The 15,220-nt window shown below is 63.0% G+C and carries 14 protein-coding genes; 2 read left to right on the top strand and 12 right to left on the bottom strand.

Features of this window, described 5'->3' with window-relative positions; all coding sequences use genetic code 11:
• Positions 1-60 precede the first annotated feature (60 nt).
• Positions 61-1,446, top strand: coding sequence for a DNA repair protein RadA (radA, locus tag AC07N6_RS08785; protein WP_494779925.1), 1,386 nt, complete (start codon positions 61-63; stop codon positions 1,444-1,446).
• Positions 1,447-1,475: 29 nt separating this feature from the next.
• On the opposite strand, the gene AC07N6_RS08780 is transcribed toward radA, so the two are convergent.
• From AC07N6_RS08780 to ompR, 3 genes are read right to left on the bottom strand one after another with little or no spacing between them, the layout of a single operon-like run.
• The gene (locus AC07N6_RS08780; RefSeq protein ID WP_494779924.1) at positions 1,476-2,021 is read right to left on the bottom strand and encodes a flagellar protein FlhE; all 546 of its coding nucleotides are present in this window, start codon (positions 2,019-2,021) and stop codon (positions 1,476-1,478) included.
• Positions 2,022-2,058: 37 nt separating this feature from the next.
• Positions 2,059-3,420, bottom strand: coding sequence for a sensor histidine kinase family protein (locus tag AC07N6_RS08775; RefSeq protein ID WP_494779923.1), 1,362 nt, complete (start codon positions 3,418-3,420; stop codon positions 2,059-2,061).
• Positions 3,421-3,463: 43 nt separating this feature from the next.
• A complete protein-coding gene (ompR, locus tag AC07N6_RS08770) occupies positions 3,464-4,225 on the bottom strand; it encodes an osmolarity response regulator transcription factor OmpR (RefSeq protein WP_494779922.1) in 762 nt (253 codons plus the stop codon).
• 171 nt (positions 4,226-4,396) lie between these two features.
• Here ompR and AC07N6_RS08765 point away from each other — a divergent pair, with 171 nt between their 5' ends.
• Positions 4,397-4,678 carry a hypothetical protein gene (locus AC07N6_RS08765; RefSeq protein WP_494779921.1) on the top strand — a complete coding sequence of 94 codons (282 nt, stop codon included), beginning with the start codon at positions 4,397-4,399 and terminating at the stop codon, positions 4,676-4,678.
• A gap of 146 nt (positions 4,679-4,824) precedes the next feature.
• Here AC07N6_RS08765 and AC07N6_RS08760 read toward each other — a convergent pair whose 3' ends face one another.
• The 9 genes from AC07N6_RS08760 to dapC form a co-directional block, all read right to left on the bottom strand.
• Entirely contained in the window at positions 4,825-5,484 is a 660-nt protein-coding gene (locus AC07N6_RS08760; protein ID WP_494779920.1) for an amino acid ABC transporter permease, read from the bottom strand.
• Positions 5,485-5,552: 68 nt separating this feature from the next.
• The gene (locus AC07N6_RS08755; protein WP_494779919.1) at positions 5,553-6,356 is read right to left on the bottom strand and encodes a cystine ABC transporter substrate-binding protein; all 804 of its coding nucleotides are present in this window, start codon (positions 6,354-6,356) and stop codon (positions 5,553-5,555) included.
• Between the two features lie 181 nt (positions 6,357-6,537).
• Positions 6,538-8,529, bottom strand: a complete 1,992-nt coding sequence (locus AC07N6_RS08750; protein WP_494779918.1) for an ATP-binding cassette domain-containing protein — start codon at positions 8,527-8,529, stop codon at positions 6,538-6,540.
• 50 nt (positions 8,530-8,579) lie between these two features.
• A complete protein-coding gene (gene prmB / locus AC07N6_RS08745) occupies positions 8,580-9,473 on the bottom strand; it encodes a 50S ribosomal protein L3 N(5)-glutamine methyltransferase (protein ID WP_494779917.1) in 894 nt (297 codons plus the stop codon).
• A gap of 300 nt (positions 9,474-9,773) precedes the next feature.
• The gene (locus AC07N6_RS08740; RefSeq protein WP_494779916.1) at positions 9,774-11,357 is read right to left on the bottom strand and encodes a methyltransferase regulatory domain-containing protein; all 1,584 of its coding nucleotides are present in this window, start codon (positions 11,355-11,357) and stop codon (positions 9,774-9,776) included.
• A gap of 71 nt (positions 11,358-11,428) precedes the next feature.
• Positions 11,429-12,556 carry a succinyl-diaminopimelate desuccinylase gene (gene dapE / locus AC07N6_RS08735; RefSeq protein WP_494779915.1) on the bottom strand — a complete coding sequence of 376 codons (1,128 nt, stop codon included), beginning with the start codon at positions 12,554-12,556 and terminating at the stop codon, positions 11,429-11,431.
• Between the two features lie 15 nt (positions 12,557-12,571).
• Positions 12,572-12,934, bottom strand: coding sequence for an ArsC family reductase (locus AC07N6_RS08730; protein WP_494779914.1), 363 nt, complete (start codon positions 12,932-12,934; stop codon positions 12,572-12,574).
• A 141-nt stretch (positions 12,935-13,075) separates the two neighbouring features.
• Positions 13,076-13,912, bottom strand: a complete 837-nt coding sequence (dapD, locus tag AC07N6_RS08725) for a 2,3,4,5-tetrahydropyridine-2,6-dicarboxylate N-succinyltransferase (RefSeq protein ID WP_494779913.1) — start codon at positions 13,910-13,912, stop codon at positions 13,076-13,078.
• A 68-nt stretch (positions 13,913-13,980) separates the two neighbouring features.
• The gene (dapC, locus tag AC07N6_RS08720; RefSeq protein ID WP_494779912.1) at positions 13,981-15,195 is read right to left on the bottom strand and encodes a succinyldiaminopimelate transaminase; all 1,215 of its coding nucleotides are present in this window, start codon (positions 15,193-15,195) and stop codon (positions 13,981-13,983) included.
• Positions 15,196-15,220: the final 25 nt, after the last annotated feature.

Here is a 15,220-nt window from a genome sequence, read left to right as displayed (position 1 = left end):
TATCGGGCAGCCAGAGAGAAACAGCAGCGACAGCGGTAGACATTAAAAGGATCAAATACGATGGCCAAGCTCAAGACCCATTACACCTGCACCGAGTGCGGTGGCATCAGCAACAAATGGGCAGGGCAATGTTCGGCTTGCGGACAGTGGAATACCCTGGTCGAGACCGTGGCCGAAACGGCCGGCGTGAACCGCTACTCCGCGCAGCCGCAAGGCCTGGCGCAGACCGCGCCGGTATTGAGCCTGGCCGATATCGAGGCGATCGACGTGCCGCGCTTTAGCACCGGCATCGAGGAGTTCGACCGCGTGCTGGGCGGCGGCCTGGTGCCGGGCGGGGTGGCGCTGATCGGCGGCGACCCCGGCATCGGCAAGTCGACGCTGCTGTTGCAGGCGCTGGCCAATATTTCCAAGTTGAAGAAGACGCTGTATGTGAGCGGCGAGGAGTCCGGCGCGCAAATCGCCCTGCGCGCCAAGCGGCTGGCGGTCGATGCGCGCGACCTGCAACTGCAGGCCGAGATCCAGCTCGAAAAAATCCTGGCCACGCTGGCCGAGCACAAGCCGGAAGTGGCGGTGATCGACTCCATCCAGACCATCTATTCCGATGCACTTACCTCCGCCCCCGGCTCGGTGGCGCAGGTGCGCGAATGCGCGGCGCAACTCACGCGCGCGGCCAAGACCTCCGGCACCACCATCATCATGGTCGGCCACGTCACCAAGGAAGGCGCGCTGGCCGGTCCGCGCGTGCTGGAGCATATCGTCGATACCGTGCTGTATTTCGAAGGCGATACCCATTCCAGTTTCCGCCTGGTGCGCGCCTTCAAGAACCGCTTCGGCGCGGTCAACGAGCTGGGCGTGTTCGCCATGACCGAGAAGGGCTTGAAGGGCGTGTCCAACCCCTCGGCGCTGTTCCTGTCGCAGCATGACACCCAGGTGCCCGGCTCATGCGTGATGGTCACCCAGGAAGGGACGCGCCCGCTGCTGGTGGAGATCCAGGCGCTGGTCGATACCTCGCATGTGCCCAATGCCCGCCGCCTGTCGGTGGGGCTGGAGCAGAACCGGCTGGCAATGCTGCTGGCGGTGCTGCACCGGCACGCCGGCATCGCCGCGTTCGACCAGGACGTGTTCATCAATGCCGTGGGCGGCGTCAAGATCACCGAACCGGCGGCCGACCTGGCGGTGCTGATGGCGATCAACTCCTCGATGCGCAACAAGCCGCTGCCGCGCGGGCTGGTGGTGTTCGGCGAAGTCGGCCTGGCGGGCGAGATCCGTCCTGCGCCGCGCGGGCAGGAGCGTTTGCGCGAGGCGGCCAAGCTGGGCTTCTCGATTGCCGTCATCCCCAAGGCCAATGCGCCCAAGCAGCCGATCGAGGGCCTGAAGGTGATTTCGGTGGAACGCATCGACGATGCCTTGCAAAAGTCGCGCGAGATCGACGATTACGCCGGCTGAAGCTTGCCGGCTGAATCTACTGGCTGTTCTCAGCCCGGAACGTCGTAGGTGACGATGATCTGGTTCATGTCGCCCTTGACCGGCCCTTCCTTCATGTAACCGCTACCCTTGACGCGGTAGAACAGCATGAACGGCCGGGCGGCATCCTTCCCATTGAAAAAGTCGGTGTCGCCGGCGTTGGCATCGGTGACGGTCCAGCACGTCGCGGCGTCCTGCCAGCACAGGACGGCTTCGAAGCCCGGCGGTTTCCTGGCCACGCCATAGCGCCATGCCACCTTGTTGATGGTGGCGCCGGGAGGGATTTTCTCGACCACCCGGAACCGGGTGGCGTAATCGGCATTCTTGGCGCGGATGTCGGGGCCGGCGGCATCCGATGCGTAGGAGCCGATCGGTCCGGATTTGGGGAGGGCGGGGGCTGGCGCGGGCGGCGGCGCAGGTTGCGCCGGGGCGATGATGATGACCGGCCTGGAGGCGTCACGCGCGGCGGGCGAGAGGCTGAAGTTGCGGTCGACATAGGTTTGCGCGCCGGCAGTGCAGGCGATGCCCAGCCAGGCTGCCGGCCATAGCGCTGGCATGGTGTGCCGCGCAAGGCGGCGCCATGGCCGGCGGCATTCAGCCATGGCGTCGGTGATGCAGCAGCGGCAGCGTAATCTGGATCACCAGCCCGCCATGGGTTTCTTCATGGCCTTTGAGCAGCAGCTTGCCGTTATGGCGCAGCACGATGCGGTTGACGATCGCCAGTCCCAAGCCTGAGCCATTGGCCTGGCCGCGCGCGGTATCGAGGCGGGTGAAGGGGCGCAGCAGGCGTTCGCATTCGCTGTCGGGCACGCCCGGGCCGTGGTCGGCGATTTCCACCACCACGTTGTGGGCCTCGATGCGGCTGCGCAGGTCGATCTCGGCGCAGTCGGTGCCGGGCGTCTTGCCATAGCGGCGCGCGTTTTCCACCAGGTTGTTGAACACCCGGGCCAACTCGGTGCCGTCGCCGGCGATCTCGGCGCTGGCGACGATCGAGGTGGCGATCTTCACGTCGGACAGGCGGGTGGCGTTGGCGGCCACGTCCTGCAACAGGCCGGAGATGTCGACGGCATCCAGGCTGTTGGCGTCGAAGGGTTTGGCGTAGTCGAGGAACTGGCCGATGATGCTGTCCATCTGCGCCAGGTCGGAATGCATGCCGTCGCGCGATTCGTCGGACAGGTTGGCCATTTCGACTTCCAGCTGCATGCGCGCCAGCGGCGTGCGCAGGTCATGCGAAATGCCGGCCAGGATCAGCGCGCGGTCCGATTCGACGCGGTTGATGTCGGCCACCATCTGGTTGAAGCTGCGGTTGGCCTCTTCGATTTCGGTGGGGCCCGATTCCGGCAATGGTTCCGGTTGCCGGCCCTTGCCGATGGCGCGCGCGGCGGCCGTCAGGCGCGCCAGCGGCTGGTTGATCAGGGTGGAGATGAACACCGCGCCGATCAGCGACAGGAACAGCGCAATCGAGCCCCAGCCCAGCCATTGCAGGCTGGAGGTACGGTCGAGCCGGCCGCGGTCGAGCATCAGCCAGTACTTGTCGCCATCGATGTTGAAACTGATCCAGAAGCCCTCGACATCGTTGACGCTGGAGGCAAACAGGGTGTTCTCATCCAGCGTCTCGCGCACGTAGTATTCGAGTTCGGGGACGATGGGGGAGTCTTCCGGCGGGACGATCTTGTCGGTCTTTTCCAGCGGATAGATGCGGATGCCTTCGTTGCTGGCCAGGTCGAACAGCAGTTCGCGCCGCATCTCGGGCGCCGAGTGCGTCAGCGCCGCGCGGGTGATGGTCACCACCGACACGATCTGCGCGGCCAGCTGCTCCGCGCGCGGGCCGCGTTCGACCATGCGGAAGCTGGCCACCCACGCCACCATGCTGGCGGTGATCAGGAAGGTCAGGAGGAAGAAGGTGCGCCAGAACAGGCCGTTGCTAAACCATCCTGATTGGGTACGGGCTTTCATCGGCGAACGGCCTGAGGAGCGGCGGTGAAGGTGAAGCGGGGGATCAGCGCGGTTTTCCTTCCGGAATGAACACGTAGCCCAGGCCCCAGACGGTCTGGATGTAGAGCGGGTTGGCCGGATCCGGTTCGATCAGCTTGCGCAGGCGCGAGATCTGCACATCGAGGCTGCGGTCGAATACTTCATATTCGCGGCCGCGCGCCATTTCCATCAGCTTCTCGCGCGACAGCGGCTGGCGCGCATTGCGGGCGAACACTTTCAGCACGGAGAATTCGCCGGTGGTCAGCGAGATGGTCTCGCCGTTTTTCTTCAGCGTACGGGTGCCGAGGTCCAGTATGAAATCGCCGAACTCGAAGGTTTCAGGCGTTTCCGACGGCGCGCCGGGCAGCTCGTCGGGGCCCTTGCGGCGCAGCACGGCGTTGATGCGCGCCACCAGCTCGCGCGGGTTGAACGGTTTGGGGAGGTAATCGTCGGCGCCCATTTCGAGGCCGATGATGCGGTCCACGTCTTCGCCTTTGGCGGTCAGCATGATGATCGGCGTCTGGTCGCCGGCGCCGCGCAGGCGGCGGCAGATGGCCAGGCCGTCTTCGCCGGGCAGCATCAGGTCGAGCACCAGCAGGTCGTAGCGCTCGCGAATCCACAGCTTGTTCATCGCCTGGGCGTTTTCCGCCGTCACGACATTGAAACCTTGCTCGGTCAGATAACGGCGCAGCAGATCGCGCAAGCGAATATCGTCATCCACCACCAACACTTTGAATTGATTGGCGGATGTTGTCGTATTAGTATTGTTGCCGTTGGTAGAGTTCATGGTGCCTATGGTAGCGTCTCCGCGATTTTGAGCAAGTCGTGGTCGAGTATTCATTACAAAGTGTTACATCCCTTACCTTAATCATCTTATACCATCGCGGCCTGCGCCCTACACTGGAATCGCGCCGAAGGTATCCGGTTTCGATTCTCCGAATTTGTGGAAAAACGCGTTATGAAGATTGTAGTCGTCAACAAGCTCTGTCTGGTCGCGGTGCTGGCGCTGGGAGTGGTGTCTGCCTCGATGGCGGCCCCTCCGCAAGGCGGCCGGCCGATGCCGGGGCCGCCGGGCGACTTCAGGCCGCGCGGCATGGAATTCGGTCAGCAAGATCATCGCAACCAGATGGCCAATGAGCAGGAGCAGCGCCGCAGCGGAAAGTTGAGCCCGGACGAACGGCGCGAATTGCGGCGCCAGATCAATGAAGTCGGACAGGATATTTATCGCGGCAAACGTTGATGCGCGGAAATAAAAAAACCTGCTCCCTCTTCATGCAGCGCCCCAATTGTGGCGGATCGAATACAGCAGACCGCAGTTAAGCGGTAATTTTATGAAAAGAAAATCCCGGACGAAAACCGCGTCCGGGATTTTTTTTTGCGCCGGCCCTAGTGCTGATGGGCCTTCCCGAGCTTCTTCTCGAGGCGATGCTGCAGCGCCTCGAAGCACAGGCTCAGGGCCCAATAGATGACGGCGGCGGCGATGTACAAAGGCAGCGGGCGGAAGGTGACCGCGATGACTTCCTTGGTCGCCAGCATCAGTTCGGTGACGGTGATCACCGACACCAGCGAGGTGTCCTTGATCAGGCTGAGGAGGGTGTTGCTCATGGCCGGCACGGCGATGCGCACCGCCTGCGGGACGATGATGAAGCGCAGCGTCTGGAAATAGGTCAGGCCGATGCTGTAGGCGGCATTCCATTGGCCGCGCGTCACGCCCTGGATGGCGCCGCGCAGGCTTTCGGACAGATAGGCGCCGGCATTGAGGCTCAAGGTCAGCACGCCGGCGGCCAGCGGCGAGAACTCGATGCCCACGCTGGGCAGGCCGTAATACACGACGAAGATCTGCACCAGCAGCGGCGTGCCGCGCATCAGGCTCACGTAGAGCGCCGCCGGCCATTGCACCGGGCGCCACGGCACAATGCGCGCCACCGCGAGCACGAAGCCCAGGGCCAGCCCGCCGATCATTGACGACAATGCGAACAGCAAGGTGTAGCCCACGCCTTTCATCAGCGTGGGAGCGGCTTGCTGCAGCAGTTCTACGATTTCCATAAGCATTCGATATAAAAAATTATCCCCGCGATGCGGGGATAGTTTGCTTCCTTGGCCCCAAGGCGGCCTTATTGTGCTTTCGGCGGCTCGCTCACGTCAATGCCGAACCATTTCTCGGACGCTTGCTTGAAGCTGCCGTCCGCCTTGATGTCGGCCAGGGCCTTGTTCAGCGCCGCCTTGAACTCCGGGTTGCCCTTGCGGAACGGAATGCCGATCTTGTCGATCGCGCCCACCGGGTTGCCGCCCTTGAGCGGTAGCTTGGTCGACTTCAGGATATAGCTCACCAGCAGGCTGTCGTTCAATGCCGCGTCGATGCGTCCCGCGGCCAGATCCGCCAGGTATTCCGGGGAACCCGGATAGGTGCGCACATTGATGCCCGGCACGCTCTTGGCCTTCTGTTCGAAGTTGGTGCCCTGGCCCAGGCCGAGCTTCTTGCCCTTCAGGTCTTCCAGGCTGTTGAACTGGCGCGTCTCATCCTTGCGCACGATCAGCTGCGCACTCGACAGGGTATACGGATCGGAAAAATCGAAAGCTTTCTGGCGCTCGTCGGTGATGCCGACCTGGTTGATGATCACGTCATACTTGCCGGCGCCCAGGCCCGCCAGGATGCCGCTCCACTCGGTGGCGGTGAATTCGGGCTTGACGCCCAGCTTGGCCGCCAGCAGGTTGGCGACATCGACCTCGAAGCCGGCCAGTTGGCCGGTCTTGGGATCCTTGAAGTTGAACGGGGGATAGTTGCCTTCCAGCGCCACTTTCAGCGTGCCGCGGTCCTTGACCGTCTGCAACAGGTCGGCAGCGGAGGCCGACAGGCTCGATGCCAGCAGGGTTGCGCCGGCGGCGGCCAGCAGCCATTGCTTGAAGTTCTTGTTCATCGCATGCTTCCTTTCTGAATGAATGCTGCGGAAAAAGCAGCCAGGCCGCAATGATGCCTTCGTTTTGCCAAAGTACAAGGGCTCGCTTCATACATTGATGTAGGAAGCTTATGCAGCGGGCAAGCACGCGGCGGGAGGCCGCGAGGATATCGCATTTGGCCATGCGGCCTTGCGTTTGTCCTTACGCCTGCAATTGCTCCAGCGCCTCCTGCTGTTCCAGCCATTCGTTCTCCAGCTGGTCGAGCTCCTTGGCGCAGTAGGCCTGGTCGGTGATCAGGGTCTTCAGTTCTTCCTTGTTGGCAGTGTCGTAGATGTCCGGATGGGCCAGGCGAGCATCGATGTCGGCCTTGCGGGCGTTGAGCTTGGCGATCTGCTCGTCGAGCCGCTTGATGCGTTGCTCGATCGGTTTTTTCAGCGCCGATATTTTTTGCCGCTGCTCGGCCTCCAGCCGTTTCTGTTCCTTGCGGTCGGCCAGCGACACTACCGGTTCCGGCTCGGCCGCAGCCTTGCCGGGCAAGGGCGCCGATGGCGCGGTGGCGGCGGCATCGTTACGCGCGGCCAGCTTGGTCTTGAACAGCCAGTCCTTGTAATCGTCCAGGTCGCCGTCGAAGGGCTGCAGCTTGCCGTCGGCCACGATCAGGAACTGGTCGGTGGTGGCGCGCAGCAGGTGGCGATCGTGGGAAACCAGCACCAGCGTGCCGTCGAACTGTGCCAGCGCCATGGTCAGCGCTTCGCGGGTTTCGAGGTCGAGGTGGTTGGTCGGTTCGTCCAGCAGCAGCAGGTTGGGGCGTTGCCAGACGATCAGCGCCAGCGCCAGGCGCGCCTTTTCGCCGCCGGAGAACGGCGCGATCGAGGAGGAGGCCATGGTGCCATTGAAGTTGAAGCTGCCCAGGAAGTTGCGCAGTTCCTGCTCGCGCACATCCGGCGCCAGCCGTGTCATGTGCCACAGCGGCGACTCGTCGTGGCGCAGCATCTCGACCTGGTGCTGGGCGAAGTAGCCGATCACTAGTCCCTTGCCCAGGCGCGCCGTGCCCGACAGCGGATCGATCTCGCCCGCCACGGTCTTGATCAGGGTCGACTTGCCGGCGCCGTTGACGCCCAGCAGGCCGATGCGCTGGCCGCTTTGCAGCGAGAAGTCGATGCCGCGCACGATCACTTTTTCCTGGTCAGGCTCGCTGCCTTTGCCCTCGATGCGATACCCCGCATTGACCTTCTCCATCACCAGCAGGGGATTGGGCGCCGACAAGGGCTCGCGGAACTCGAACGAAAACTCGGCCGCCGCGCGCAGCGGCGCCAGTTCTTCCATCTTGGCCAGTGCCTTCATGCGGCTTTGTGCCTGGCGCGCCTTGGTGGCCTTGGCCTTGAAGCGGTCGATGAAGGATTGCAGGTGGGCGCGCTGGCGCTGCTGCTTTTCGATCATGCCGGCCATCAGCTCCAGTTGCGCCGAGCGCTGGCGCTCGAAGGAGGAATAGTTGCCGGAATAGCGCTTCAGCTTGCGCTCGTCGATGTGGACGATCACGTTGACCACGCCGTCGAGGAAGTCGCGGTCGTGGGAGATGATGATCAGCGTGCCCTGGTAGCGCTTCAGCCAGTCTTCCAGCCAGATGATGGCGTCCAGGTCCAGGTGGTTGGTCGGCTCGTCCAGCAGCAGCAGGTCGGACGGGCACATCAGCGCCTGCGCCAGGTTCAGGCGCATGCGCCAGCCGCCCGAGAAGCTGGCCACCGGACGTTCCATCTGTTCCAGCGAAAAGCCCAGGCCCAGCAGCAACTGCTCGCCGCGCGAGCGCACGGTATAGGCATCGGCATCGGCCAGCGCGCTGTGCAGCTCGGCGATGCGGGTGCCGTTGGCGGCGCTGTCGGGTTGCGCCTCGGCCTCGGCCAGCGCCGCCTCCAGCTGGCGCAGATGCGCATCGCCGTCGATCGCATATTCGATGGCGGCGCGCTCCAGCGCGGGCGTTTCCTGCGCCACATAGGCCATGCGCCATTTGGCGGGGAAGCCGATATCGCCCTGGTCGGCATGCAGCTCGCCGCGCAGCATGGCGAACAGGCTGGATTTGCCGGCGCCGTTGGCGCCGATCAGGCCGATCTTGTCGCCCGGGTTGAGCGTGAGGTCGACATTCTCGAACAGCGGCTTGACGCCGCGGGCGAGGGAAACCTGATGAAAACGGATCATCGTGAAACTGCAATCAAAGAAGAGAAAACTACGCTAAGGACGCCGCGGATTTACGCCAGGCCCTGCAATTGGTCTGCGCTCAACAGGAACACCATATCGTCGCCCGCGCTGGTCGAGACCCAGGTCAGTTCCAGCTCCGGGAAGGCGGCTTCGGCGTGCGCGCGCTCATTGCCGATTTCAACGACCAATATGCCGTGCGGGGTCAGGCGCTGTGCCGCGCCCTTGACGATCTTGCGCACCAGATCCATGCCGTCCTCGCCGCCTGCCAGCGCGATTTGCGGCTCTTGCAGGTATTCCTTGGGCAGCTTGCTCATGGAGTCGGCATTGACGTAGGGCGGGTTGCTGATGATCAGGTCGTATTGGCGCGCCGGCAGCTTGGCGTAGAGATCGGATTCGACCAGATTGATGCGCTCGCCCAGTTCGTAATCGTCGACGTTGCGGCGCGCCACTTGCAAGGCTTGCGGCGAGATGTCGACGGCGTCGATATGCGCCTGCGGGAAGGCGTCTGCCAGCAGAACCGGCAGGCAGCCCGAACCGGTGCAGAGGTCGAGCGCGTTTTCGATCTGCGCCGGATCCTGCACCCACGGCGAGAAATATTCAGGAATCAGTTCGGCAATGAAGGAGCGCGGCACGATCACGCGCTCGTCGACGTAAAAGCGATAACTGCCCAGCCAGGCTTCCTTGGTGATATAGGCCGCCGGCATCCGCTGTTCGGTGCGCAGTTCGATGACGTGCTGCAGGGCTGCCAGTTCATCGGGCAGCAGGCGGGCATCGAGAAACGGCTCCAGACGGTCGAGCGGCAGGTTGAGGGTGTGCAGCGCGAGATAGGCGGCTTCGTCAAACGCATTGTTGCTGCCGTGGCCGAAGAAGAGGCCGGCGCGATTGAAGCGGGTCACCATGTAGCGCAGCATATCGCGCAAGGTGGAAAAATGATGTGTTGTCATGCTGGCGTGGTCGATCTGTAAAAACGGGTATATGGACAATGCGCATGGCTATCCGGGCGCGGCAAGGCCTTGTTGGGATGCGATGGCAAAGCAGTTGCCGCCGCAAGCGGTTTCTGCGGATTGCTTGCAGCGGCATGGTTGTGCGCATCGATATAGGCAGGCCCCAGGCACTGAACCGCAGGTTGCCAGCCGCAATGCGCTACGCCATCTATACCTGATTGCCCGATTCGGTACAGGTTTCGGCATGCCCGGATTTCCGCAAGCCCGGCGAATTATAACCGGGCAGGGCGTTGGGGCGGATCAAGCGATCCTTAGCATGCCTTTATTCTTCAGCGAAGTCAGCGAAGTGACAACGTGTTCGATAGCGCAGGCGTGGATTTGCTCGGGGTCGGTAATCAGTTCGCCGGCCGCCGTCGCGAATTTGCAGAAACCTTGCCGTTCTTGCAATTTGAGATGCTCCACGATCTGCGTTTGCGAGTGCTGCCCGTCCAGCACCGGCAGCAGCAGGCATTCGATGACGTTGAGCGTCGTATGTTCGTGCCACAGATTGGCCACGCTTTGCCGCGGATCGAGGCGCGTATCGGCCGGCGTCGAAAAGGCCGCCAGCGGTTGTTTCGATACGCTCGCCGATGCCGGCACCGCTTGCCGGCGGAAGCGCACGAGGCCGCGCATGAGCAGGTGTTCCATCAGCGCCAGGATGTGGTCGGCGTCTTCCGCCTGTTCGCGCTCCAGCATTTTCTGGGCGGCCTCGACGATTTGCGGCAGCGCCAGCGTGCCGGGGAAGGCTTTCGCCAGCACCAGCAAGGCGGCTTTGCCGATCGCGTGCGATACGTTGATCTGCAAGTTGCCGGCATAAAATACCTGCGGCTGGTCGTCCGGCGTCGAAGGCACGGCGCCGGTGTGATAGTTGCCGGCGTAATGGAAGTCGGCCAGGCGCGCCTGATCGAGGCGGTAGCGAATCTCGCTTTTGCGTTGCGCCGGCAACAGCAGGGTCTGGCGGAACTGGCGGTTGGTCAGGAAATCGATATATTGCTCGATCGCCACCTGGTCGTCGCCGCATTCGCGCAACAGCGGTTGCGCGGCGTCCTGGCCCAGATTGCTGACGAACATCGGCGGCACTTCGCTGTTGGCCAGATAGGCCAATCCATGCGGCTGCGCGCGGCTGACAAATTCGCTCAGATAGCACGGCGCATTATGCAGTTCCAGGTATTCATGCAACAGGTAATCGTCGCTCAGTCCCTTGGACGACTCGGCATGCGCGTCCAGCACTTGCCGCATCAGGCTGTTGGGCGCGGTCATCTCGCGCATGAAGTTGATCATGCCGTAGGCATGCCCGAGCTTTTGCTTCGGGTCGGCAAACTTGCTGCCGCGATACAGCATCGCGTCGCGAATGGTTTCCTTGAATTTCCAGCCCGGATAGGTGTTGTAGCTGACAAAGGCCAGGCCTTGCGGCGCCAGGTTTTGCGCGCACACGCGCAGTATGTGGTCTTGTATTTCCGGTGGCACCCAGCTGTAGACGCCGTGGCAAATGATGTAGTCGAAGGTCCCGGTCTCGGGCGTGATGTCGGCGATGCTCATGCGCTGCAAGGTGATATTGCGCAAGCCCAGCGCGTCGATGCGGCGCTGGCCGGCATCGACTTGCACCTGCGACAGGTCGATGCCCAGATAGCGACCTTCGGGATGGCGTTGCGCATGCGGGATGAGATTGCCGCCCGATGCGCTGCCCAGTTCCAGCACCCTGGCCGTGGCCGGGTCGGGCGTGGCGATGCCGAACAGCCAGGCAACCGCGGCAAGCTGTTCCAGCGCGGTCCCGGCGATCGCATGCGAGGCGTAAGGCGTCTGATCGTAAGTCTGTTCAATACTGTTTTGATTGCTTGTATCCATGAGGCTCCAAGGTCAGTAAAAGTGATATTGAGGAGAGCGCCGGCTTACGATGGTTCAGCCAGGAGTTTTGACTATAACAATAAATTTTCCAGCGTGCGGCGATAAATATTCTTCAGCGGATCGATATGCCGCACTTCGATGTATTCGTCGATCTTGTGGATGCTGTCGTTGGGCGGGCCGAACTCGATTACTTGCGGGCAAATCTGCGCAATGAAACGGCCGTCGGAAGTGCCGCCGGTGGTCGACAGCTCGGTATCGAGCCCGGTCTCGTCCTTGATCGCCGCCGACAGCGCAGCGCTCAGCGTGCCGCGCGGGGTCAGGAAGGGCAGGCCGCCGACGGTCCACTTCAGGTCGTATTCCAGGCCGTGCTTGTCGAGGATGGCGTGCACCCGCTGCTGCAGGCCTTCGACGGTGCTGGCGGTGGAAAAGCGGAAGTTGAAGTCGATCACCACTTCCCCCGGGATCACGTTCGATGCGCCGGTGCCGCCGTGGATGTTCGACATTTGCCACGAGGTCGGCAGATAGTATTCATTGCCTTCGTCCCACTTCTCGGCGACCAGCTCGGCCAATGCCGGCGCGGCCAGATGGATGGGATTCTTCGCCAGTTGCGGATAGGCGATATGGCCCTGGATGCCCTTGACGGCCAGCTTGCCGGACATGGTGCCGCGGCGGCCGTTCTTGATCATGTCGCCCAGGGTCTTGGCCGAAGTCGGTTCGCCGACGATGCAGTAATCGAGCTGTTCGCCGCGCGCCTTCAACTGGTTGCAGACGACGATGGTGCCGTCGGTGGCCGGGCCTTCTTCATCGCTGGTGATCAGGAAGCCGATCGAGCCTTTGTGGTCGGGATGCGCGGCCACGAATTCCTCCACCGCAACCACCATCGCCGCAATCGAGGTCTTCATGTCGGAGGCGCCGCGGCCGAACAGCTTGCCGTCGCGCTGGGTCGGCACGAACGGCGGCGATTGCCATTGGTCGAGCGGGCCGGTCGGCACCACGTCGGTGTGCCCGGCAAACGCCAGCAGCGGCTGCGCCGTGCCCTTGCGCGCCCACAGGTTGGTGACGTCGCCGGACTGGATGGTTTCGCAGGCGAAGCCCAGCGGCGCCAGCAGTTCGGCCAGGCGCGCCTGGCAACCTTTGTCTTCCGGCGTCACGGAGGAGAGGGCGATCAGTTCCTGGGTCAGGGCAAGGGTTTTGCTCATGATGAATCCGTGCAATCAGTTCTTGAAAATCTGTTGATAGAGATCGGCGCTAAAGCCGACTTGCGTCGCCTGGCCGTTTGCTTGCAGCACCGGACGCTTGACGATGGACGGCAGCTCGACCATCAGCACAGTGGCGCTGGCGTTGTCGGTGATGCTGGCCTTGCGCTGGTCGGACAGGCCGCGCCATGTCGTGCCTTTGCGGTTGACCAGCGTGTCCCACGGGATGTCCTTGAGCCAGGCCTTGACCAGCGCGGCGTCGAGGCCGGCTTTCTTGAAGTCGTGGAAGGTGTAGGCGACGCCGTTGGCGTCGAGCCAGGTGCGCGCCTTCTTGACCGTGTCGCAATTGGGGATGCCGTAGAGGGTGACGGATGTGCTCATGGAATCAAATTCTCGTCGTACGAATCGTCGTACAAAAAGTGGAGGCCGGCGTTTTGTCGTGCCGGCCGGGATGGCTTGCGCGCGAATTCTGGCGCCAAAAGAAAATTGCCGACATTCGCCGGCAATTTTCATCCGCGCCGATCAGGCGCCGCGCAGCAGCTCGTTGATCGAGGTCTTGGAGCGGGTTTGCGCATCCACCTTCTTGACGATGATCGCGGCGTACAGGCTGTACTTGCCGTCCTTGGACGGCAGGTTGCCCGGCACCACGACGGAGCCGGCAGGCACGCGGCCGTAATGCACTTCGCCGGTTTCGCGATCGTAGATCTTGGTCGACTGGCCGATGTATACGCCCATCGACAGCACCGAGTTTTCTTCGATGATCACGCCTTCGACGACTTCCGAGCGGGCGCCGATGAAGCAGTTGTCTTCGATGATGACCGGGCCGGCCTGCACCGGTTCCAGCACGCCGCCGATGCCCACGCCGCCGGACAGGTGGACGTTCTTGCCGATCTGCGCGGCCGAGCCGACGGTGGCCCAAGTGTCGACCATGGCGCCTTCATCGACGTAGGCGCCGATGTTGACGTAGGACGGCATCAGCACCACGTTCTTGCCGATGAAGGAGCCGTGGCGGGCAACCGCCGGCGGCACCACGCGGAAGCCGCCCTTGGCGAAATCTTCGGCGGTGTAGTTGGCGAACTTGGTCGGCACCTTGTCGTAGAACTGCGGGTAGCCGGGAATGCCGGAGCTGACCGGCACGTTGTCTTCCAGGCGGAACGACAGCAGGATGGCCTTCTTCACCCATTGGTTGACTTCCCACTGGCCGACGCCTTGGCGGTTGGCGACGCGCAGGGTGCCATCGTTCAGGCCGGCGATCACTTCCGCCACCGCATTGCGGATGTCTGCCGGAGCGGTCTTGGGGGAGAGGCTGGCGCGGTCTTCCCATGCCTGGTCGATGATTTGCTGAATGGACTGTGTCATGTTGATGTCGATGAACGGTTGGGTGAAAAATAAAAACGGATTGCGGTATGCGTCGGGTTGATTGGAGCCTATTTTCCGGCGGCCAATTTCTTGACGAAGGCGACGATGCGTTGCGCCGCCTCCAGGCATTCATCCACTTCGGCTACCAGGGCCATGCGGATGCGGCCGGCGCCCGGGTTGATGCCGTGCGCCTCGCGCGCGAGGTAGCTGCCCGGCAAGACGGTGACATTATATTCGGCGTACAGGCGGCGGGCGAATTCCTCGTCGCCGATGTCGACCAGCTTGCCCACGCGCGCCCACAGGTAGAAGCTGGCATCGGGCAGGGCCACGTCCAGCACTTCCTGCAACAGCGGCGTCACTTGTGAGAACTTGGCCACGTACTTGGCGATGTTGTCCTGTACGTGCGTCTCATCCTTCCAGGCCGCCACCGAGGCCGCCTGGATCGAGGGGCTCATGGCGCCGCCGTGGTAGGTGCGGTAGAGCAGGAATTTCTTCAGGATGGCGGCATCGCCGGCCACGAAACCGGAGCGCATGCCCGGCACGTTGGAGCGCTTGGACAGGCTGGAGAACGAGATCAGGCGCGGATAGCCGGTACGGCCCAGCTTGTGCGCCGCTTCCATGCCGCCCAGCGGCGCTTCTTTCTTGAAATAGATTTCCGAATAGCACTCATCGGAGGCGATCACGAAGCCGTAGCGGTCCGACAGCGCGAACAGTTCCTTCCAGTCTTCCAGCGACAGCACGGCGCCGGTCGGGTTGCCCGGCGAGCACACGAACAGCAGTTGCACGCGCGACCATACCTCTTCCGGCACCTGGCTGAAATCGGGCGCGAAGTTGCGCGCCGGATCGGAGTTGACGAAATAAGGCTGGGCGCCGGCCAGGTAGGCCGCGCCTTCGTAGATCTGGTAGAACGGATTGGGGCACATCACCAGCGCGCCGGGCCGGGTCGGATCGACCACGGTTTGCGTGAGCGAGAACAGCGCTTCGCGCGAGCCGTTGACCGGCAGCACTTCGGTCGCCGGATCGGGACGCGCAATGCCATAGCGGCGTTGCAGCCAGTCGGCGATGGTGCCGCGCAGGACTTCGCTGCCCAAGGTGGCGGGATAAGTGGCCAGGCCCGTGAGATTGTCGGCCAGCGCCTGCTGGATGAACGGCGGCGTCGGGTGCTTGGGCTCGCCTATGCCCAGGCTGATGGGGCGGTAGGCGGAATCGGGCGTGACGTCGGCAAACAGCTTCTTCAGCTTTTCAAAGGGATAGGGCTGTAACTGGTCGAGTAAGGGATTCACGGTGCTGAACTGGAAAGATCCTGTG

It is taken from the genome of Herbaspirillum sp. GW821-FHT09A12, assembly GCF_059418325.1.
The sequence above is the reverse complement of the archived record's forward strand: the minus strand, read 5'-3'. Positions and strand labels throughout refer to the sequence as shown.